A 21,232-nucleotide genomic window follows, 5' to 3' on the forward strand; every position below is an offset into this window, starting at 1 on the left:
CCTAAAACGCAGGCCGCTCCGGATCCAACGCGGCAACCCCCTCCACCGGCGAGGACGCCACCGCCAGGTGCCGCCGAGGCATCCGCCCCGCCCGCCGGGCCAACCGCCCCGCCTCCACGGCGAACCGCATCCCCTCCGCCATCAGCACCGGCTCCTGCGCCCGGGTCACCGCCGAGGCCAGCATCACCCCCGCACACCCCAGCTCCATCGCCAGCGCCACGTCCGACGCCGTACCGGCCCCCGCGTCCAGAATCACCGGCACGCGCGCGTGCTCCACGATCAGCTGGAAGTTGTGCGGGTTGCGGATGCCGAGCCCCGACCCGATCGGCGAGCCCAGCGGCATGACCGCCGCGCACCCGACGTCCTCCAGCTTCCGGGCGAGCACCGGGTCGTCGTTCGTGTACGGCAGCACCGTGAACCCGTCGTCGACCAGCGTCTCCGCCGCGTCCAGCAACTCGACCGGATCCGGCAGCAGGGTGCGCTCGTCGGCGATCACCTCCAGCTTGACCAGGTCCGTGCCGAGCGCCTCGCGCGCCAGCCGCGCGGTGAGCACCGCCTCCCCGGCCGTGAAGCAGCCGGCCGTGTTCGGCAGCACCCGGATGCCGAGCCGGTCCAGTACGGACAGCACCGAACCGTGCACCGAGGGGTTCACGCGCCGCATCGCGACGGTCGTCAGCTCGGTCCCGGAGGCCACCAGCGCGCGCTCCAGCACGTCCAGGCTGGGTGCGCCGCCCGTACCCATGATCAGGCGGGACGTGTACGACGTACCGCCGAGGACGAAGGGATCGTCGGCCATCGGTCAGCCTCCTTGCACAGCGGTGAGGACCTCGACGCGGTCGCCGTCGGTCAGGGCGGTGTCGGACCACCGCGCGCGCGGGACCACGGTTTCGTTCAGGGCGGCGGCCACCCCGGACGGTGCCGCGGTGAGCGTGCCGACCAGGGCGTCCAGGGCGGTGCCGGGAGCCACTTCGCGCGGCTCGCCGTTGACGGAGATGTTCATGCGGGCTGCTCCGTGGGTTCCGGGCGTGCGGGGGCGGCGCCGAAGCGCCGGGGAGTGAAGGGCAGGGCCTCGTCCGGAAGCTCGCCCGTGGTCAGGGCCTGCGCCATGACGTCGCCGGTGACGGGGGTGAGCAGGATGCCGTTGCGGTGGTGCCCGGTGGCCAGCAGCAGCCCCTCCAGCTCGGTCGGACCGAGCAGCGGTGCGTTGTCCGGGGAGCCGGGGCGCAGCCCCGCGCGGGTCTCCGTGAGCGGCAGTTCGGTGATGCCGGGGACCAGCTCGTGGGCGTCGCGCAGCAGCTCGTAGACGCCGCCCGCGGTGACCGTCGTGTCCCAGCCCAGCTCCTCGCTGGTGGCGCCGACGACCAGCTCGCCGTTCTCCCGGGGCACCAGGTAGACGTGGTTGCCGCGCACCACGGCGCGCACGGTCCGGTTCAGCAGGGGTGCGTGCGTCCGCGGCATCGTCAGCCGCAGCACCTGCCCCTTCACGGGCCGCACGGGCGGCAGTACGGCGTCCGGTACGCCCGCGAGGCGCCCGCTCAGGCTGCCCCCGGCCAGTACCACCCGGCCCGCCTCCAGCACGGTGCCGTCGGCGGTGACGACGCCCGTGGCCCGCTCGCCGCGCCCGACGGTGAGCCGCTCGGCCCACGACCGGTGGAAGACCACCCCCGTCCGCTCGCAGGCGGCCACGAGCGCGCGGGCGAGGCGACGCGGGTCGATCTGGTGGTCGCCGTCCACCCGCAGCCCCCCGCGCACGCCCGGCGCGAGCATCGGCTCCAGGCGCCGGCACTCACGCCCCGACAGCCACTCCGACTCCAGGCCGGAGCGCTGCTGAAGCGCGTGCAGTTCGCGCAGGTCGGAGCGGTCGTCGGCGTCCAGTGCGACGGCGAGGGTGCCGCAGCGGCGGTGACCGAGGTCGTGACCGGTGAGGTCGGTCAGCTCGGCCGCGAAGTCGGGGTAGCGGCGGGCCGAGGCGAGGTTCAGCGCGAGCAGCGTCTGCTCGCCGTGGTGCAGCTCCGTCACGGCGGCCAGCATCCCGGCCGCCACCTGGGCCGCGCCGCCGCCCGGCTCGGGATCCACCAGGGCCGTGGTGAGCCCGCTCTGCGCGGACCGCCACGCGGTGACCAGGCCGATGACGCCACCGCCCACGACGAGGACGTCGGGCGCGCGGGACTCGGCGGACGGTGGCGCGGTGGGCGACGGCTCGGTGAGCGACGGCTCGGCGCGTGACGGCTCGGTGGGTGACGACACGGTGGGTGACGACACGGTGTGTGCTGGGGACCAGGTGTGTGCTGGGGACGACATGGGCGTCCAACCCCTCCCTTCGCCGGCATGACCCGGATCAGGTTCGTACGGTCGGAGGCCGCCCAGCCTCCCTCTCAGCCCGGTGCGTCCGGGCTCCCGCGAGTGCTTTGCACCGGCCAGCCTAGCCCGCGGGCCGCCGCACCCGTAAGGGAGCGTCCGGGAGGCCGCCGGGGAGCCGGGGGCCGCCGGTGGGTGCTGTGGAGCAGCTCACCGCGCATGCGCACTGACCGACGACGTGGCAGATCGCTAAGGTGATCGGGTGAGCGAGCAGACACGGGAACGGGGACGGGAAGCCGCCGGGGACACCGGACGCCGCGTGGTCGTCGTGGGCGCCGGCATGGCGGGTGTGCAGACCGTGGTCGCCCTGCGGGAGCGGGGCTTCACCGGCGCCGTGACCCTGATCGGCGCCGAACCCCACCAGCCGTACGACCGCCCTCCGCTCTCCAAGGCCGTGCTGCTCGGCACCGCGGAGGGCTCCGCCTTCGACGTCGACTTCGACGCGCTCGGCATCACGCTCCGGCTGGGCTGCGAGGCCCTGGGCGTCCGCCCCGGCGCCCACGTCCTGGACACCTCCGAGGGGCCCGTGCCGTACGACGCCCTCGTGCTGGCGACCGGTGCCGAACCGGCCCGGCTCCCCGGGGCCGACGGTGTGCCCGGCGTGCACCTGCTGCGCACCCTGGACGACGCCGAACGGCTGCGCCCCGTGCTCGCCCGGCAGCACGACATCGTGGTCGTCGGCGCGGGCTGGATCGGCGCCGAGTTCGCCACCGCCGCGCGCGGGGCGGGCTGCGCGGTCACGGTGGTGGAGGCCGCCGACCGGCCCCTGGCCGACGCGCTGCCCGCCGAGGTGGCCGCGCCGATGGCCGCCTGGTACGCGGAGGCGGGCGCCGAACTGCGCACCCGCGCGCGCGTGGAACGCGTCGAGGCCGGCGAGAGCGACAAGCCGGGCCGGGTCGTCCTCGACGACGGCACGCGGCTGCCCGCCGACGCGGTCGTCGTCGGCATCGGGGCCCGCCCGGCCACCGCCTGGCTCGCCGGCTCCGGGATCGAGCTCGGCGCGCACGGCGAGGTCCTCGCCGACGACCACCTGCGCACCTCCGCACCCGACGTCCACGCGGTCGGCGACTGCGCCTCCTTCCCCTCCGCGCGCTACGGCGAGCGGCTGCTGGTGCACCACTGGGACAACGCGCTCCAGGGGCCGCGCACGGTCGCCGCCGACATCGCCGGCACTCCCGGCGGCGAGGACCCGGCCCCCTACGACCCCGTGCCGTACTTCTGGTCCGAGCAGTTCGGCCGCTTCGTGCAGTACGCCGGTCACCACACCGCCGCCGACACCACCCTGTGGCGCGGTGAACCCTCGGGACCGGCGTGGACGGTCTGCTGGCTGCGCGGGGGCCGTCTCGTGGCGCTGCTGGCGGTGGGCCGGCCACGCGACCTGGCGCAGGGCAGACGCCTGATCCAGGCGGGCACCGCGATGGACCCGGCACTGCTGGCCGATCCGGCACGGCCGCTGAAGGCGGCGACCGCGGCGGCGTAGTCCGGCTTCCGACTGTCAGTGGCAGATGGCAGGCTTGACACGTGACCGAGATTGACGCAAAGACCGATGCTCTCGTGCCTGCCTGGCTCACCGTTCCCGACATCGCCGAGAAGCTCGGCGTCGAGGTGACCCGCGTACGCCAGCTGATCAAGGAAGGCCAGCTCATCGCCGTCCGCCGCGGTGAGAACCGCGCGCTGCACATCCCCGCGGCCTTCATCGACGAGGACCGGGTCGTCAAGGGCCTGGTCGGGACCCTCACGCTGCTGCGGGACGACGGGTTCACGGCCGAGGAGATGCTGGAGTGGCTCTTCACGCCCGACCCGACGCTGCCGGGCACCCCCGCGCAGGCACTGAGTGAGAACCGAGGTACGGAGGTGAAGCGCCGCGCCCAGGCGCTCGCCGTCTGACCCGCCACGTCGCCCGCCGTCCGCCACGCCACCCGCCGTCCGGCACCCGGTCTGCGGCACCCGGCCTGCGGCACCCGGCGTGCGCGCCGCGGCCCGCGGTTCACGGCCCTGGTGGCCGTACCCGTCCGCGGCGCACACGCCACGGTGGCGGTCCGCGACCGCGACGCCCCGCGCGCCGGAGCCGGGGCACCGCGCCGCCCGTACCCGCAGGGCCCTGCGGGTACGGCGTCCGCACCTGTACGCCGTCCACCTGCGCAAGTGCGGGCCCGTACGCCGTCCACCTGTGCAAACGTGGGACCGTACGCCGTCCGTATACGCCCCGTCGCATACGCAGCGCGGGCCCGCACACGGGCGCAAGCACGGACCGACCCGTACGACGCCCGCGCACACAAGGCGCCCGCACGCCCGGCGCCCGCTCGTCCGAACCACCGACCCCGGGGGACACCCGCATGCCCGACACCGCCTCGACCACCGCCCGCGCCCGGCTCGCCGACGCCCGGCTCTACCTGTGTACGGACGCCCGCCGCAGCCAGGGCGACCTGCCCGAGTTCCTGGACGCCGTGCTGGCCGGCGGCGTCGACATCGTGCAGTTGCGCGACAAGGGCATGGAGGCCGCGGAGGAACTGGAGCACCTGAAGGTGTTCGCCGACGCCTGCGCGCGCCACGGCCGGCTCCTGGCGGTCAACGACCGCGCGGACGTCGCGCACGCCGCCGGCGCCGACGTGCTGCACCTCGGCCAGGGCGATCTCCCGGTTCCCGCCGCCCGCGCCATCCTCGGCGACGGCATCCTCGTCGGACGCTCCACCCACGCCGGCTCCGAGGCCGACGCCGCGGCCGCCCAGGAGGGCGTGGACTACTTCTGCACCGGCCCGTGCTGGCCCACTCCCACCAAGCCGGGCCGCCACGCGCCCGGCCTCGACCTGGTCCGCCACACCGCGGCGCAGGCGACCGCGCGGCCCTGGTTCGCCATCGGCGGCATCGACCTCGGCAACCTCGACGAGGTGCTGGAGGCGGGGGCCCGGCGGGTCGTGGTCGTCCGTGCCCTCACCGCCGCGGACGACCCGGGCGCGGCGGCGGCGGAGTTCGCGAAGCGCCTGCGAGAGGCGTGAGGCCGCCCCGGGGGAAGGCGGCCGGGGACCCGGGCGGAGACGATGCCCGGGGCATGTGTCCAAAGAGTGGACAACAAACCGACAATGCGGACAAATAATTCGCATCCGGTTGGGAGAGTGCCCGGCCCCTGGCTAACCTGCCGGTATGGCCCTCGGAACCGCAAGCACGAGGACTGACCGCGCCCGTACGGTGCGTGACATCCTCGCCACCGGCAAGACGACGTACTCGTTCGAGTTCTCGGCGCCGAAGACGCCCAAGGGCGAGAAGAACCTGTGGAGCGCGCTCCGCCGGGTGGAGGCCGTGGCCCCGGACTTCGTCTCCGTCACCTACGGTGCGGGCGGCTCCACGCGCGCGGGCACGGTCCGCGAGACCCAGCAGATCGTCGCCGACACCACGCTGACCCCCGTGGCCCACCTCACCGCCGTCGACCACTCCGTCGCCGAGCTGCGCAACATCATCGGCCAGTTCGCGGACGCCGGGATCAGGAACATGCTGGCCGTGCGCGGCGACCCGCCCGGCGACCCGAACGCCGACTGGGTCGCGCACCCCGAGGGCCTCACCTACGCCGCCGAACTGGTCCGGCTCATCAAGGAGTCGGGGGACTTCTGCGTCGGTGTCGCGGCCTTCCCCGAGATGCACCCGCGCTCCGCCGACTGGGACACGGACGTGACGCACTTCGTCGACAAGTGCCGGGCCGGCGCCGACTACGCGATCACCCAGATGTTCTTCCAGCCCGAGTCGTATCTGAGGCTGCGCGACCGGGTCACCGCGGCCGGCTGCGAGACGCCGGTCATCCCCGAGGTCATGCCGGTGACCAGCGTGAAGATGCTGGAGAGGTTGCCGAAGCTCAGCAACGCCTCGTTCCCGGCGGAGCTGAAAGAGCGGATCCTCGCAGCCAAGGACGATCCGGCGGCTGTACGCTCGATCGGAATCGAGTTCGCCACGGAGTTCTGCGCGACACTGCTGGCCGAGGGTGTGCCCGGACTGCACTTCATCACGCTCAACAACTCCACGGCGACGCTGGAAATCTACGAGAACCTGGGCCTGCACCATCCACCGCGGGCCTAGACCGGCCGCACAGATTTACGACACACTGCGTAGCGGCCACTGGGAGAGGGGCGTACATGGGCTGGACGGTCCTCTACATCGCGTTCGGCGTGGTCGCGTTGTGGTTGCTCGGCGAGGTGCTGCTGCAGTACAAGGCGCGGCTGCGCTGGCGGCTCCTCGCGTTCGGCGGCTTCGTCGGCGTCGTCGCCGGTGTGCTGCTGTCCAACGTGCTCGTCATCGGTGTCGGCGCCGCCGCCTTCGCGGTCGGCCAGACCTACGTCACGCTGTCCTTCCGCCGCGGCTTCGAGGCCGGCTGGGCGGTCAACGCCCCGGCGGGACTCAAGCGCGGCCGTGGTGAACGGGGGCGCCAGGAACCGACGTTGGAGGTCTCCGACCTGGAGGCCGGGGGCGGCCGGGAACACCGGGACGGCTACGACGACGCGCAGGGCTACGGCACGCCCCCACAGGGCACCCCCGCACAGGGCACCCCCGCACAGGGCATCCCGGCCTACGGGCAGGACGACCCCGACCGCGACGACGTGTTCACCCCGGCCCGCACCGCCGACCCCTCGGCCGCGGAGACCACCGCCGTCTACGAGCCGCAGCCCATGCCGGACGACACCGGCTCGTACGGCGTCTACGCCGACTCGGGCTACGCCCAGGGCCAGCAGCAGCCGGCCGCCGCCGCACCGGGCGCCGACCAGGCCTACGCCTACGACTACTCGGGCTACGGGCAGCAGGGTTACGGCTACGACACCGGCACCCAGCAGCAGTACGCCGCCTACTCCGACCCGTACATCGGCACCCACACCTACGGTGGCGGGGCGTACGACACCGGCGGTTACGACACGACCGGCGGCCAGGGCTACGGCGGGCAGGCCTACGGGCAGGACCAGTACGCCACCGGCGCGCACGGCGGCTACGGCGGCGAGACCCCGGCGGGCGGCGTGTGGGTGCCGCAGCAGCGCAGCACCGACGACCCCTACGGCGGCGAACTCCCGCCGGACCAGCAGCCCTACCCCTACCAGGGCAACAACCAGGGTCAGGGCCAGGGCGGCCAGGGGCAGGGGTACGACGAGCAGTACCGCTTCTGACGGTTCCTCGGACACCCGGTGGCCCGGACCGCGCCCGGCACCGGGTCCCGTCCGCCCGTCACTGGGAGCCGCGGAACTCCGGCCCCTCCACCACGAGTCCGGCCACCAGCGCGCCCGACATGCCGGCGTGCGGCAGCCCTCCTCCCGGATGGGACCAGCCGCCGACCGTGAACAGCCCTTCCGTATGGGTGGTGTTCGCCGCATGCAGCAGTCGCCCCGCGGCACCCGCCAGCGCGGGTGCCGGAATCGCCCCGTCCGCCGCGCCGGTGGCCGCCGCGACGGCGGCCGGACCGCACACCTCGTGCCACAGGAGCCGGTCGCGCAGGCCGGGCACCGCCCGCTCGGCCACGTCGATCAGCCGCTCGGCCCACTGGGCGGACACCTCGGTCGCGGACCGGTCGGTCCCCGCTCCCAGGGCGGGCACCGTCGCGGAGAGCGTGACCGCCTCGTGGTCCGCGTCCGGGACGAGCGCCGGGTCGTCCGGCCGCAGGACGGTGACGGTCGGTCGCGCCGCCATCCCGGGGGCGGCGCCGAACAGGCCGTCCAGCTCGGCCTCGCGGTCCCGCGCGTGCACCACCGTCCGGTGCGCCGTGCCCTCCGGCCGGGCGCCGCGCAGGGCCAGCAGCACCGTCAGCCGACTCGCTCCGCCCCGCTGCGGCGGCACCCCGCTCCCGGCCCGGGCACCGCCGCAGAGCCGGTCCAGCACGTCCGGGGCCACCCCGGCGACCACGAACTCCGCTTCCTCCAGGGGCCCTTCGGCCGACTCCACGCCCGCCACCCGGCCGTCCTTCTCGACGACCGAGGTGACCTCGGTGCCGAAGCGGAACTCGACCCGGCGGGCCAGACACCGCTCGTACACCGCCCGCGCCAGCTCCCGCAGACCGCCACCGCGCACGTACCACATGCCGAAGGCGTACTCCATGTACGGCAGCACGGCGGCGTTCGCCGGGGCGGTGCGGGGATCCAGGCCGTACGCGAGCGCGTGGCTCTCCAGGAGGGCGGCGAGCCGCGGATCGCGCAACTCCAGGGCGCCGACCTCGGCGAGGGTCCCGGCCCGGCGGGTGCGCAGCAGCCGCTTGTGCGGGACGGCCGGGTAGGGCTCGCGCTCGGCCAGCACCTCCCAGTCGGGCCACAGCGGCTCCTCCAGGAGGGGGCGGCGGGTGCGGTCCCAGGTCTCCCGGGCCCGCACCAGGAAGTCGCCCCAGCGTCCGGCGGCCGTCGGGCCCAGCGCCGCGTCCAGGGAGGCGACGACACCGGCACGGGAGGCGTTCGGCAGCGCGACCTCGGTGCCGTCCGCGAAGACGTGCCGTGACGAGGGGTCGACCTGCACCAGCTCGACGCGGGACTCCAGCGGCTCCTTCCCGGTCTTCACGAACAGATCGCGCCAGACCGCGGGCAGGGGGAGCAGGCCGGGGCCCGTGTCGAAGGAGAAGCCGTCCCGCTCGCGGCGGCCCAGGGCACCGCCGTACGTCCCCGTCCGCTCGTACACCACCACCCGGTGGCCCGCGACGGCCAGCCGGGCGGCGGCCGCCATGGCGCCCATCCCGGCGCCGATCACCGCAATCCGTGCCATGCCAGGGACTTTATCCGCCACCACCGACAACCCCGGCCCCCGGTACGCGGCAGGCCGTCCGCCTGCCGCGTACCGGGACGGACGCGGAGGCCACCGGCCGGTGGAGCGGTGCCGTGGGGCGGGGTGCGCAGACCTGAGTACGGGTACCTAGCCCGCGAGATGAGTACGGACGCGGATGGGCCCCGACCTGCGAGGACGAGAGAGTGGAGACCACGGAGAGGGGCACGGCTCCGGCACCGGCGACACGGGGCGCCGGAACGGATCCGGGCCCACGATCCGCTCCTTCCGCCGACCGCGGTCGGCGGAAGCGAGGCACGGGGGAACCCGGGGGAACGACCGGCAACGGGGGTTCGACGGGGGACGTACGGGGGAGAAGACGCCGGTCCGACGGCGGCCCGCGGGGGACGCGGCCACCACGGACCGGCGTTCTTCGTGTCCGGCGTTCCGCGCGTGCTGAGCGGTGCCGTGCCGTGCCGTACGGTGCTGTGCGGTGCCGGGCCGGGTCAGGCCCTGCCGCTCACGCGCCCCTGGAGCAGGCGCGACAGCGCGGCGTGCACCTCGTCGAGGGAGCGCTCCGGCTGGAACGACTTCCAGTCGAGCGCCGCCACCAGAACCATGCCGACCAGCGCCGCAGCGGTCAGCGGCACGTCGATCTCCTCGCTGAACTCACCGCCGGCCATCCCCTCCCGCAGCACTTCCTCCACCACTGCCAGGGCCTCCTGCCGGACCACCAGCAGCGTGGACTGCCAGGCCCGGTTGGTGCGCCACAGCTCGGCCACGTACAGCTGGGTGAAGGCCGGATAGCGGTCGATGAAGACGAGCCCCGCGCGGATCATCGCGTCGAGGGCGTCGACCCGGCCGCGGCCCTCCCCGGCCGCCCGCTCGGCCGCCTGGCGCAGCGAGGCGGTGAGGAGCCCGACGCCGTGCCGCAGCAGCTCCTCGAAGAGCACGGACTTGCTGGCGAAGTTGTAGTAGACCGTGCCCTTCGCGACCCCGGCCCGCTCGGCGATCTCGTCCACCGTGGTGGCGGAGAAGCCCTGCTCGGCGATGAGCGTGACGGCCGCCTCGTAGAGCTTCTGCCGGGTGGCCTCGCGCCGGCTGCCGCCCTGCGGGGCGGTGCTGCTGCTTTCCATGGTCCCGATTCTCACAGCACCGCCCGCGGGCCTCCCACCGCAGGGGCCGAGCACCCTGCGATCGAACGGTCGATCGAAGGGAAAGCGCAGGTCAGAACGGATTGTCAGTGCCATACCTCACGATGGGCACATACGGCACCTCCTGCCCGGACGTGCCGTCACGGAGACGACAGGAGGATCGTCATGGCCCACTCGTCCGCAGCCGCCGCCCGGCGGCGCCGCGCAGCCGGCCCTGCACCCTCACTGACCGGCCCGGCGAGCGACGTGCACCCCGTGCTCCGCCGGGCGACCGCCCCGCCCGCCGCCCTCGACCTGCTCGCCCAGGCCCGGTCCGGACTCGAAGAGGCCGCCGTCCTCGAAACGCCGAACGAGCGCTACGCCACGGCCCACCTCGCCGCCCTGCGCACCGCGGCCGCGGTGCTCGCCGCCCGGGGCCGCCCGGAGCACACACCGCGGGCCCGGGCCCGCATCCGCAGTGCCTGGGAGGTGCTGCCCGAGATCGCGCCCGAGCTGTCCGACTGGAGTGCGCTGTTCGCCTCCGGGGCCCGGCGCAGGGCGCGTGCCGAGGCGGGCATCCGGGGCGCCGCCGGGCGCCGGGACGCCGACGACCTGATACGCGACGTGGCGATGTTCCTGCGCCTGGTGGAGCGGATGCTGGTCCTCCAGCCGGTCCTGCCCCAGCCACGCCCCGACCCGGACCGCACCGACCGTGCCGGCACCGACCGTCCCGGCACCGACCGTCCCGGCACCGACCGCCCCGGACCGGACCGCCCGGGCGCGGACGGCCCCGACGTCCTCCGCCGGCCCGACGCCCCTCGCCGTGCCGATGCCCCCGGTCGTGCCGACGGCGGCCGCCCCGGCACGGCTCGCCCCTCCGGCGGGCCGGACGGCACGCGCGCGGACCGGGAGCTGCCGGACGCGGGCTGAGAGCGCACCGGAGCACCGTTCACCGACCGGCTCCGGCCCCGCCGGGACGGGTGACCGGCCGGCGCGCCGCAGGCAATAGGGTGGGAGACGCCTGAAGCCTCCCCTTTCCCGCACCGGGCGGGGGGTGGCAGCCCGTTCGCTCCGCCCGTGTCCGAGGCGGTGCCGCGCCGAGGAGTCAACTGCCGTGTCGGACCCGATGCGCCCACCCGTCTCCCACTCCAGTCCCCGGACGGAGTCCCCGCGCTCCGAGCCCGCGCGTTCCCGGGCGGCCCTGCGCACCGCCGTGGTCTGGGACGTCCTCCAGGACGCCCTGGACCGCCGGGTCAAGGCCACGGGCCGGCAGACGCTGGACGTCCTGGACACCGGCGGCGGCAGCGGGAACTTCGCGGTGCCCGTGGCCGGTCTCGGTCACCGCGTCACCGTCGTCGACCCGAGCCCCAACGCCCTGTTCGCCCTGGAGCGCCGCGCCGCCGAGGCCGGGGTCGCCGACCGCGTGCGGGGCGTCCAGGGAGACGCCGGCGGCCTCTTCGACGTGGTCGAGCGCGGCGGGTACGACGCGGTGCTGTGCCACGGCGTCCTGGAGTACGTGGACGACCCCGCGCAGGGGGTGCGCAACGTGGTCGCCGCCCTGCGCGCCGAGGGCGTCCTCAGCCTGCTCGCTGCGGGCCTCGGCGGGGCCGTGCTCGCGCGTGCCCTCGCCGGGCACTTCACGGAGGCCCGGCAGGCCCTCGCCGACCCGGACGGCCGCTGGGGCACGGGCGACCCCGTGCCGCGCCGGTTCACCGCCGAACAGCTCACCGGTCTGGTCGAGGCCGCAGGACTCCACGTCGGTGCCGTGCACGGCGTACGGGTCTTCGCCGACCTCGTCCCCGGCGGGCTCGTGGACACCGAGCCGGGTGCCGTGGACGCCCTGCTGGGACTGGAGGCCGCGGCCGCCGAACTCGCGGCGTTCCACTCCGTGGCCACCCAGCTTCATGTGCTCGGTGAGACGCGGGGGACCGAAGCGGCCTGAGCCGCCCCGTGGGGTACGGCGCTGATCAGGGGCGCGACTGCAGATGGAGTACGCCACAGGCCCCCCGAACGGGGGCCAGTCGCCGTATGATCGAGGGAGACCGCCCGGCATGACGGGTCGGCCGCTGGGGAATGGGAACTTCAGCGAGCCGGTACGGCCATGACGGAGTCCGGTTGGTCAATTGGCGTAGAGGGGCGGGTTTCACGGGGGCGATTCCCTGCCTATCCTTAAGGGACCCCCCGGGTCGCCCCGGCGACTGCACGATGAGGAGGACTCCGTGCCGCTCTCGGAGCACGAGCAGCGCATGCTCGAGCAGATGGAGCGAGCGCTGTACGCCGAAGATCCCAAGTTCGCGACAGCGCTCGAGGGAAGCGGGCTGCGTACGTACACCCGGCGACGGGTCTACCAGGCGGTCGCGGGCTTCCTCGTAGGTATTGCGCTCCTCATGGCCGGTATGGTCGCGCAGCAGGTGTGGCTCAGCGTGGTGGGCTTCCTCGTCATGCTGGGCTGTGCGGTTCTCGCCGTGACCGGCTGGCGCAAGGCCCCCAAGCCGGGCGAGCAGCCGGCGGCCGGTGCCGGACCACAGGCGGCGCGCCGCCAGCAACGACAGAAACGCTCCATGATGGATCGCATCGACGAGCGCTGGCAGCGTCGCAGGGACGAACAGCAGGGCGGCCAGTAGCGCGCCCCAGCCGCTCTCACCAGGACATCCGCGTGAGGGGGTGACCACCGTCCGGGTGGTCACCCCCTCACGCGCACGTCGGGGCAGGCACGGGCCGCTCCCGCGGGGATCGAGCGCCCGGAAGCCGGGACGCGCAGGGCACCCGCACCCGCCGCCCCCGCACTCGCCCCCGGACTCACTCGCGTGGCCGCGCGGCGGGAAGCCGTTTCGCAGGGGCACGCAGGACAGCGACGCGCACTCTCACGGAGGTGCGGCCGGCCCCGGAGTCCCGGTGCGACGCTCTTGCCCGCCCGCCCGCACAGTCCTCGGCCGCACTGACCGTCTGTCCCCGGCTCGCTGCGTCTGTTCCCCGGAGTTGCCCCGGGCTGGGTGGGTGCTGGGCGGCAAGGCCTGGTCCGGCCGGGGCGCCGAAGGGGCCGGTAGCCCCGGCGATGCGCTCGGCGTGTGCTCGGCGGCGGCATCCGGGAGGGACCGAGGCCGGTGGCCGGGCGCGCGCTCACCCGCGCGGAAGCGCGCCCCGGCCGCCCGTTCAGCCTTGCTGACCGGAGGTTTTCCGCCACGTCGGGCGGATCGCCAGGACCCGGCGCCTCAGGGCGGCCCACCGGTCCGACACCGCCCAGGCCACCCGTACGGTCGAACGCGGAGCGAACCGTGCGCGCAGCCGCGTGCCGCGGCCGACGGGTGCCCGCAGCCCGGCGACCGCCAGGCGGGCATCCTCCGCGAGCCCGGCCGTCAGCCGCGGGCGGGGCGCGTAGAGGACCTGTTCCACGGCGTCGGCCACCCGGTGCACCGCCGCCGCGGCCGTCGGGTCGAGCTGCCCGAGCCGGACGATCCGGGCCGCCGCCCTGCGCGGGGTCTGCGACTCCTCGGGCGGAATGCCGTAGTCCCACGCCGTGTCGGTCAGCTCCTGCCAGACCGCCAGGGTGTGCGGGCCGGCGTCCGCCTCGGTACGGCCGTGCGCCCCCAGCCGCAGGGCCCGGGTGCGCAGCCGCCACAGCATCGGCGCGAGCAGGATCAGCAGGACCGCCAGTCCGGCCAGGGACCAGGCCAGCGCCGCCTGCCACTTCGGACCGCCACCGTCCGAGACGGGCAGGGCGGCCGCCGTCTCCGTGTCGCACGCGTCCAGCTTCTTGTCCTGCGGCGAGCAGCTCTCGCTCGTCGACGGCGCCGCCGACGGCTCGGTCTCCGTGTCCTCGGACGGCAGGGCCGGATCCGGCACCGAACTGCCCGGCGTGTCCGTGATGGTGTACGACGGGGTCGAGCCACGCGTCGGCGTCGGCTCGAAGCGGGTCCAGCCCACACCCTCGAAGTACACCTCGGGCCAGGCGTGCGCGTCCCGCAGCCCCACCGCCACCGAGCCGTCCGCCTGCGGCGAGCCCGGCGCGAAGCCCACCGCGACCCTGGCCGGAATGTCCAGGGACCGGGCCATCGCCGCCATGGCGAAGGAGAAGTGGACGCAGAAGCCCTCCTTGTCCTTCAGGAACCGGGCTATCCCCTCCGAGCCGCTGCCGACCTTGACCTGGGTGTCGTACTCGAAACCGCCAGTGACCGCGAAGTACTCCTGGAGCTTGACCGCCTGCTCGTACGGGTTCGACGCGCCGTCGGTGACCTCGCGGGCGGTCTGGGAGACCACCGCGGGCAGTGAGTCCGGCAGCTTGGTGTAGTCGCGCATCAGCGCCGCGGACGGCGGTGGTGCCGCGGCGAGCTGCTCCGCCGTCGGCTGCACGTTCAGGCTCCGCACCTCGTACTTCAGCCCGCGGGTGTCCTGGCCGTGGTCGCCGACCAGGGTCATGCCGACCGGTTCGTAGCGCCAGTTGCCGGCGACGCGCACGTCGCTCGGCGGGTACGGCATCGGGAGCCAGTCCTGGCCGTACCAGTCGGCGGCCGAGACGAAGGTACGGGTCTCGCTGCGCTTGACGTCCTGGCCGAGACCGGGCGGGGAGGGGAAGGTGCCGTCCGGCACGGCCGTGATGTGCCGCTTGGACGGCTTCCAGGTGGTGCCGTCGAAGTCGTCCAGGGACACGATGCGCAAGTACAGGTCCGACAGGTCCTTCGAGTCGGTCTGCAGGGAGAGGACCTGCCTGTTCTCGTTGACGTTGAGACTGTCGCGCAGGGAGACCAGCGGGTTCACCGCGGAGATCGTGCCGCCGCCGCCCGTGCCGGAGCCGACGCCGTTGCGGGCGCCGTCCAGCAGCCCGCCGTCCATCGAGGGCAGGGCGAGCGGCACCACCAGGGCGATGCCCAGCGCGAAGGCCCCGATACGCCGGCCGGTGCGGACGGGGGCGACCGCGCCGGTCTGCTCCCCGCCCGGCATGCGGGGTGCGCCGCTGAAGACCCGGCCCCACTGCGACAGCCGGTCCCGGCCCTCGGCCAGCAGCATCATCAGGTAGCCGACCGCCGCGACCAGGAACCACAGCCAGTCGGCGCCGCCCTCGGACAGCCCCGCGGCCACCGAGTACAGCGCGAGCAGCGGCAGTCCGGCCGGTGCGGCGCTGCGGAAGGTCACCGCGAGGGTGTCGACCATCAGCCCGATCACCAGGACACCGCCGACCAGCATCAGCCGGATGCCCTCGGACGCCAGCGGCGCCGGGATCGCGTACCGGGCGATGTCGTCGCCGCCCTGCTGGAGCAGGTCGGCGAAGTGCTGGAAGACCTGCGGGCCCGGAACCAGCCCGGCGAAGGCCTGTTCCCGGGCGAAGACCAGGGTCAGGAGCAGCAGCGCGACCAGGGCCTGCGCTGCGACCACCAACGGGCGGGACAGCGGCACCCGCCGCGCCACCGCGCCCACCCCCGACTGCACCGCCAGCAGGAACGCCGCCTGCAGGATCCACGTCGCCGGATCGACCAGCGGCAGCAGCGCACACGCCGCCATCAGGGTGGCGGCCCACGCGCACAGTGCCAGCCGCGCCCGCCCGCTCATCGCGTCCCTCCCCGGCCGCCGGTCGCCGAGGCCCCGGCGCGGTCACCGGCGCTCCCGCACCGGACGCCCGGCTCCGGCCGTCCGCGCGCAGTGCGTTGCGTGCGGACCACCCGGCGAGTCCGTGCCCCGGACGGAAAGGCGTTCCGGGCACACCCCGCGTCCGCGGCCGGGCCCCGTGGTCCCGCGGGCGGGTGCGCGGGCCCCGGCTCCGCGTGGTGGAGCGCGGGTCGTGTCCGTACGGTCATCGGGTCCCCTCCCCGCCGGTCGCCGCGAGGGCCGTGCGCTCGCGGTCCGCCAGGCGCCACAGCTCCTCCAGCGTCGCGCCCCGCGGCACGAGCACGGCGGTCCAGCCCGCCTCGCGCAGCATCCGCAGCCGCTCCTCGCTCCCTTCCAACGGACCGGGCACGTCCGCCGGTTCCCGCATCCAGGCCTCACTGTCGAGGACGAAGGCGAGCGCACCGCCGCTGCGCTGCCGCATCTTGGCGGCAACCGTGACCTGCTCCTCGTCCAGGTCGCCGAAGAACGCCACCAGCAGCCCGTCGTGCCCGCCGCGCAGCCCGTCGTACGCCCGGGACAGGCCCGTGTCGTCGGACTGGTCGACGACCGCGAGGGTGTCCAGCATCAGCCCCGCCGCGTCCGCCGTGCCCTGGCCCGTGCCCGCGAAACCGTCGGCGCCCTCGCCCGGCACCGCGTCACCGGTTCCCGTGAGCAGGCGGACCGAGAAGCCCCGCTCCAGCATGTGCACCAGCACCGAGGCCGTGCCCGACACCGCCCACTCGAAGGCCGAGTCGGGGCCGGCCCCCTCGTAGGCCACGACCCGGGTGTCGAGCAGCACCGTGCAGCGGGCCCGCTGCGGCTGCTCCTCGCGGCGCACCATCAGTTCGCCGTGGCGCGCGGTGGAGCGCCAGTGCACGCGGCGCAGGTCGTCGCCGTGCCGGTACCCGCGCGGGATCACGTCGTCGTCGCCCGCCAGCGCGAGCGACCGCTGCCGCCCCTCCCCGTACCCCTTGGCCTCGCCGCTCAGCCGCACCGGGGGGAGCGCCTCCACCCGGGGGATCACGGTCAGGGTGTCGTACGTCGAGAAGGAGCGGGTCAGCTCGCACAGCCCGAACGGGTCGGTCAGCCGCAGCTGCAGCGGACCCAGCGGGTAGCGGCCGCGCAGGTCGGAGCGGACCCGGTAGGACACCTCGCGGCGGCCGCCCGGCTCCACCCGGTCCAGGACGAACCGGGGGCGCGGACCGAGCACGTAGGGGACACGGTCCTGGAGCATCAGCAGCCCCGTGGGCAGCCGCGAGACGTTGTCGACGCGCAGATGGACCCGGGCCTCGCTGCCGGCAGGCACGCGCCCGGGAGTCAGACGGCGACTGCCCGTCACCCGGTAGCGCGTGCGGTACAGGACGGTCGCGCAGACCAGGGGCAGTACGCCCAGCAGCAGTCCGACCCGGAGCAGGTCGCTCTGCCCGAGGACGTAGGCGCAGACCGCTGCGGCGATGCCGGCGGCCAGGAAGGAGCGCCCGCGCGTGGTCAGACCGGTCAGGGCGGTGCGGATGCCGCCGCCCTCTTCGCCCTCGCCCTCGCCCGGCCGCGTCCCCCCGGCGTCCATCACAGCCTCCGCGGCGTCTGCCGGCCGTACTCCGGTGTGCCGCGGCCCGGCCCGAGACCTGCCTGCTGGGGCGCCGCGGGCACCGGGGTGCGCTGCAGGATCTCCTGCACCACCTGCTCGGCGGTGCGGCGGTTCAGCTGGGCCTGTGCGGTGGGCAGCAGGCGGTGGGCCAGGACGGCGACCGCGAGGGCCTGCACGTCGTCCGGCAGCGCGTACTCCCGGCCGCCCAGGGCCGCGGACGCCTTCGCCGCGCGCAGCAGGTGCAGCGTCGCGCGCGGCGAGGCGCCGAGTCTGAGGTCGGGGTGCGTACGGGTGGCCGCGACCAGGTCCACCGCGTACCGCCGGACCGGGTCCGCGACGTGGACGCCGCGCACGGCCTCGATCAGCTTCAGGATCTCGTCCGCGTGCGCCACCGGCTGGAGGTCGTCCAGCGGATTCACCCCGCCGTGCACGTCGAGCATCTGCAGCTCGGCCTCCGGGCTCGGGTACCCGATCGAGACCCGGGCCATGAAGCGGTCGCGCTGGGCCTCCGGCAGCGGGTAGGTGCCCTCCATCTCGACCGGGTTCTGCGTCGCCACCACCATGAACGGGCTGGGCAGCTCGTAGGTCTGCCCGTCGATGGTGACCTGCCGCTCCTCCATCGACTCGAGGAGCGCGGACTGGGTCTTCGGCGAGGCACGGTTGATCTCGTCGCCGATCACCACCTGCGCGAAGATCGCGCCGGGCTTGAACTCGAAGTCCCGGCGCTGCTGGTCCCAGATGGACACGCCGGTGATGTCCGAGGGCAGCAGGTCCGGCGTGAACTGGATCCGGCGCACGGAGCAGTCGATGGACCGCGCCAGCGCCTTGGCCAGCATGGTCTTGCCGACCCCCGGAACGTCCTCGATCAGCAGGTGTCCCTCGGCGAGCAGCACGGTCAGCGAGAGCCGTACGACCTCGGGCTTGCCCTCGATCACGTCCTCCACCGAACCGCGTACCCGCTCGACCACCGCGGTCAGGTCGTCCCCCACGCCCGGATACGCTCGCGAGGGGGCACCCCCATGGCTCGCCCGATTGTCATAGGTCGTCACCCGGCCCTCCTCGGCCTTTCCCCGCACTTCCTGGGAAGCGGGAGTACCCCGACTTGCCCGGCCGGTCCCGCATCGTCGCGGACCGGCCCACCCCGAATCACGGACACCGCGAGGAAAAAGTTCCGCGCGACACCACTTCCCGCATTCTTGCTGCCGTTACCGATTCGTGTCACTCGCCTGTGGACAACTGGCCGCGACATGTCGGTCCTTGCGGTCTTTGCGGCGCTTGCCGGGCGGAAACCACAGCAGCGCACAGCCGGACCGGCCCCGGTCAACCGGACCGGCTCGATCAACCGGATCGGCCCCGTCAGCGGATCAACCGGACCGGCCCGACCAGCCGGATCGGCCGATTTCGTGCAGAGGGACTCCCGCGTCGAGGCGGGTCAGGCGGGCGAGACCTCGCGCAGCCGGCCCGTCTTCACGTCGAAGACGAAGCCGCGCACGTCCTCGTTGTGCAGCAGGAACGGCGAGGTGCGCACCCGCTCGATCGACTGCCGCACGTCCTGGTCGGCGTCCCGGAAGGACTCCACCGCCCACACGGGACGCTGGCCCACCTCCAGCTCCAGGTCGTGCCGGAACTCCTCGGTGATCGTCTCCATGCCGCAGCCCGTGTGGTGGATGAGGACCACGCTGCGGGTACCGAGCGCCCGCTGGCTGATGGTCAGGGAGCGGATCACGTCGTCGGTGACGACGCCGCCGGCGTTGCGGATGGTGTGACAGTCACCCAGGTTCAGGCCGAGCGCGGCGTGCAGGTCCAGACGGGCGTCCATGCACGCCACGACGGCGACGCGCTGGACCGGTCGGGCGTCCATGCCGGGGTCGGTGAACGCGGCGGCGTACCGTCCGTTCGCCTCGACGAGCCGGTCGGTGACGGTGTGGCCGCCTGCCACGGCGGATCCGGAGCCGGTGGGAACCGATGGAGAAGTCGTCATAACCACGACGTTACTGGCCGCCCCTGCTCCGGGCCCGCTGTGAAGCCGGACAAAGAACATCAGCACGAAGTGTTGTGACCCAATCCACAGGGGTGTGCGAACGCATCCATACGGGTGAAAAGGCCCGCCGTACCGGTTTGCGGACGGCGGCGTCCGCGACGCGCAGGCCGGTTGATTGACCGGGCGACAGGGTGGACTAAAGTGACGCGAAGCGGGAGGCGAGGCTCTCCCTGCTGGACTGATCATCCCGGAGACCTGGGCGACGCCCCGCCAGTTCTCCCCACGTGCGCGGCGCGTACGTACGGCTCGGCCTCCTCCCGCTCCCGGCCGGCCGACGCTTCCCGGCGCCGGCAGGCCCTCCCCTTCACGAGCGAGCGGGAGGGGACCCGGCGGTGCGGGACGCCGCGCAGGACCTGAGAGGCCGCCCCACTTGAGCCAGAGTCGACACGTCCCGGTGATGCTCCAGCGGTGCCTGGACCTGCTGGCGCCCGCCCTCGCCGGGCCGGGGGCCGTGGTCGTCGACTGCACGCTGGGACTCGGCGGCCACAGCGAGGCCCTGCTCGAACGCTTCCCCGAGGCCCGGCTCGTCGCACTCGACCGGGACAAGGAGGCCCTGCGCCTGTCCGGCGAACGCCTCGCCCCCTACGGCGAGCGCGCCACCCTCGTGCACGCCGTCTACGACGAGCTGCCCGACGTGCTCGACCGGCTGGGCGTGCCGCGCGTCCAGGGCGTGCTGTTCGACCTCGGCGTCTCCTCCATGCAGCTCGACGAGGCCGACCGCGGCTTCGCCTACGCCCAGGACGCCCCGCTCGACATGCGGATGGACCAGACGACGGGCATGAGCGCCGCCGAGGTCCTCAACACCTACCCGCCCGGCGAACTCGTCCGCATCCTGCGGGCGTACGGCGAGGAGAAGCAGGCCAAGCGGATCGTGTCCGCCGTCGTGCGCGAGCGCGAGAAGGAGCCGTTCGGCAACAGCGCCCGGCTCGTGGAGCTGATCCGCGCGGCGCTGCCGCAGGCCGCCAAGCGCACCGGCGGCAACCCGGCCAAGCGCACCTTCCAGGCGCTGCGCATCGAGGTCAACGGCGAGCTGTCCGTGCTGGAACGGGCGATCCCGGCCGCCGTGGAGGCGCTCGCGGTCGGCGGGCGGATCGCCGTGCTGTCCTACCAGTCGCTGGAGGACCGGCTGGTCAAGAAGGTGTTCGCCTCCGGCGCCGCCAACACCGCGCCGCCCGGTCTGCCGGTCGTCCCCGACCGCTACGCGCCCCGGCTCAAGCTGCTCACGCGCGGTGCCGAACTTCCCACCGAGGAGGAGATCGCCGAGAACCGGCGAGCGGCACCGGCCCGGCTGCGCGGCGCCGAGCGCATCAGGGAGTCCGTCGGGTGAAGCGAGTGAGGCAGACCAGGCGCGGGTGCGGACGGCGCACCCGCGCCGGGGGGAGGGCGAGTGGGTAGGAAACCCGAACTGAAGGGCAGGGCGGCGCGGCTCGCCCGGCTGCTGCCGACGGGCACCGCACGCGGCCGGGCGGCCCGGGCGCCCTTCGTCCTCCTGGTCGTCGTCCTGCTCGGCGGTGGTCTCATCGGACTCCTGGTGCTGAACTCCGCCCTGAGCGAGGGCTCCTTCCAGCTGGACGACCTGAAGGAAGAGACCAAGAGCCTCACCGACGAGGAGCAGGCGCTCCAGCGGGACATCGACGCCTACTCCGCACCCCAGGCGCTGCAGCGCCGCGCCCGTGAGCTGGGCATGGTGCCGGGCGGCGACCCCGCCTTCCTGGACCCCGACGGCACCGTGAAGGGCTCGCCCGGCCCCGCGCCCGCCGCGGCCACCCCGCTGGTCCTCGCGCCCGAGGCACTGACCACGACCTCCGGCACGGCACCATGCCC

General features: G+C 74.3%; 18 protein-coding genes, 1 pseudogene and 1 riboswitch. Of the genes and pseudogenes, 10 read left to right on the forward strand and 9 right to left on the reverse strand.

Annotated elements, in window-relative coordinates; all coding sequences use genetic code 11:
- Position 1: 1 nt before the first annotated feature.
- From HZS56_RS32645 to thiO, 3 genes are read right to left on the reverse strand one after another with little or no spacing between them, the layout of a single operon-like run.
- Positions 2-796: a thiazole synthase gene (locus HZS56_RS32645; RefSeq protein ID WP_216724434.1), complete on the reverse strand. Its 795-nt coding sequence runs from the start codon at positions 794-796 to the stop codon at positions 2-4.
- Between the two features lie 3 nt (positions 797-799).
- Complete coding sequence (gene thiS / locus HZS56_RS32650; RefSeq protein ID WP_216724435.1) at positions 800-1,000, reverse strand: sulfur carrier protein ThiS; 201 nt, start codon at positions 998-1,000, stop codon at positions 800-802.
- Positions 997-2,145: a glycine oxidase ThiO gene (thiO, locus tag HZS56_RS32655; protein ID WP_216724451.1), complete on the reverse strand. Its 1,149-nt coding sequence runs from the start codon at positions 2,143-2,145 to the stop codon at positions 997-999. The genes thiS and thiO overlap by 4 nt, the downstream gene beginning before the upstream one ends.
- A 152-nt stretch (positions 2,146-2,297) precedes the next feature.
- Positions 2,298-2,411: riboswitch (TPP riboswitch) on the reverse strand.
- 149 nt (positions 2,412-2,560) lie between these two features.
- Here thiO and HZS56_RS32660 point away from each other — a divergent pair.
- The 5 genes from HZS56_RS32660 to HZS56_RS32680 all read left to right on the forward strand — a co-directional run bounded on the left by HZS56_RS32660 (position 2,561) and on the right by HZS56_RS32680 (position 7,496).
- Complete coding sequence (locus tag HZS56_RS32660) at positions 2,561-3,838, forward strand: NAD(P)/FAD-dependent oxidoreductase (protein WP_216724436.1); 1,278 nt, start codon at positions 2,561-2,563, stop codon at positions 3,836-3,838.
- 41 nt (positions 3,839-3,879) lie between these two features.
- A complete protein-coding gene (locus tag HZS56_RS32665; protein ID WP_216724437.1) occupies positions 3,880-4,245 on the forward strand; it encodes an Rv2175c family DNA-binding protein in 366 nt (121 codons plus the stop codon).
- A gap of 449 nt (positions 4,246-4,694) precedes the next feature.
- Complete coding sequence (gene thiE / locus HZS56_RS32670) at positions 4,695-5,354, forward strand: thiamine phosphate synthase (protein ID WP_216724438.1); 660 nt, start codon at positions 4,695-4,697, stop codon at positions 5,352-5,354.
- Positions 5,355-5,499: 145 nt separating this feature from the next.
- On the forward strand, positions 5,500-6,423 hold the full coding sequence (gene metF / locus HZS56_RS32675) for a methylenetetrahydrofolate reductase [NAD(P)H] (protein ID WP_216724439.1): 924 nt from the start codon (positions 5,500-5,502) through the stop codon (positions 6,421-6,423).
- Between the two features lie 56 nt (positions 6,424-6,479).
- Complete coding sequence (locus HZS56_RS32680; RefSeq protein ID WP_216724440.1) at positions 6,480-7,496, forward strand: SCO2102 family sporulation regulator; 1,017 nt, start codon at positions 6,480-6,482, stop codon at positions 7,494-7,496.
- 58 nt (positions 7,497-7,554) lie between these two features.
- On the opposite strand, the gene HZS56_RS32685 is transcribed toward HZS56_RS32680, so the two are convergent.
- Together HZS56_RS32685 and HZS56_RS32690 are read right to left on the reverse strand one after the other, a co-directional pair.
- Positions 7,555-9,069, reverse strand: a complete 1,515-nt coding sequence (locus HZS56_RS32685) for a phytoene desaturase family protein (protein ID WP_216724441.1) — start codon at positions 9,067-9,069, stop codon at positions 7,555-7,557.
- A 503-nt stretch (positions 9,070-9,572) separates the two neighbouring features.
- Positions 9,573-10,202 carry a TetR/AcrR family transcriptional regulator gene (locus tag HZS56_RS32690; RefSeq protein WP_216724442.1) on the reverse strand — a complete coding sequence of 210 codons (630 nt, stop codon included), beginning with the start codon at positions 10,200-10,202 and terminating at the stop codon, positions 9,573-9,575.
- 183 nt (positions 10,203-10,385) lie between these two features.
- Here HZS56_RS32690 and HZS56_RS32695 point away from each other — a divergent pair.
- From HZS56_RS32695 to HZS56_RS32705, 3 genes and pseudogenes are all read left to right on the forward strand, one after another.
- Positions 10,386-10,940 (forward strand): annotated as a pseudogene (locus tag HZS56_RS32695) (SAV_6107 family HEPN domain-containing protein); the annotation flags it as partial.
- A 373-nt stretch (positions 10,941-11,313) separates the two neighbouring features.
- On the forward strand, positions 11,314-12,141 hold the full coding sequence (locus HZS56_RS32700; RefSeq protein WP_216724443.1) for a methyltransferase: 828 nt from the start codon (positions 11,314-11,316) through the stop codon (positions 12,139-12,141).
- Between the two features lie 277 nt (positions 12,142-12,418).
- Entirely contained in the window at positions 12,419-12,823 is a 405-nt protein-coding gene (locus HZS56_RS32705; RefSeq protein WP_216724444.1) for a spore wall synthesis complex protein, read from the forward strand.
- 529 nt (positions 12,824-13,352) lie between these two features.
- On the opposite strand, the gene HZS56_RS32710 is transcribed toward HZS56_RS32705, so the two are convergent.
- The 4 genes from HZS56_RS32710 to HZS56_RS32725 all read right to left on the reverse strand — a co-directional run bounded on the left by HZS56_RS32710 (position 13,353) and on the right by HZS56_RS32725 (position 19,348).
- Positions 13,353-15,743, reverse strand: coding sequence for a transglutaminase TgpA family protein (locus tag HZS56_RS32710; RefSeq protein ID WP_216724445.1), 2,391 nt, complete (start codon positions 15,741-15,743; stop codon positions 13,353-13,355).
- Between the two features lie 241 nt (positions 15,744-15,984).
- On the reverse strand, positions 15,985-17,346 hold the full coding sequence (locus HZS56_RS32715) for a DUF58 domain-containing protein (RefSeq protein WP_216724446.1): 1,362 nt from the start codon (positions 17,344-17,346) through the stop codon (positions 15,985-15,987).
- The gene (locus HZS56_RS32720) at positions 17,346-18,416 is read right to left on the reverse strand and encodes an AAA family ATPase (RefSeq protein WP_374201234.1); all 1,071 of its coding nucleotides are present in this window, start codon (positions 18,414-18,416) and stop codon (positions 17,346-17,348) included. The genes HZS56_RS32715 and HZS56_RS32720 overlap by 1 nt, the downstream gene beginning before the upstream one ends.
- Positions 18,417-18,799: 383 nt before the next feature.
- Positions 18,800-19,348 carry a beta-class carbonic anhydrase gene (locus HZS56_RS32725; RefSeq protein ID WP_216724448.1) on the reverse strand — a complete coding sequence of 183 codons (549 nt, stop codon included), beginning with the start codon at positions 19,346-19,348 and terminating at the stop codon, positions 18,800-18,802.
- 430 nt (positions 19,349-19,778) lie between these two features.
- On the opposite strand from HZS56_RS32725, the gene rsmH reads away from it, so the two are divergent.
- Complete coding sequence (gene rsmH / locus HZS56_RS32730; RefSeq protein WP_216724449.1) at positions 19,779-20,735, forward strand: 16S rRNA (cytosine(1402)-N(4))-methyltransferase RsmH; 957 nt, start codon at positions 19,779-19,781, stop codon at positions 20,733-20,735.
- Between the two features lie 60 nt (positions 20,736-20,795).
- Positions 20,796-21,232, forward strand: a 437-nt coding sequence (ftsL, locus tag HZS56_RS32735) for a cell division protein FtsL (protein ID WP_216724450.1), incomplete at its 3' end; no start/stop codon positions are given.

The organism is Streptomyces mayonensis (assembly GCF_018982965.1).
In the GTDB taxonomy this organism is placed as follows: Bacteria; Actinomycetota; Actinomycetes; order Streptomycetales; family Streptomycetaceae; genus Streptomyces; species Streptomyces mayonensis.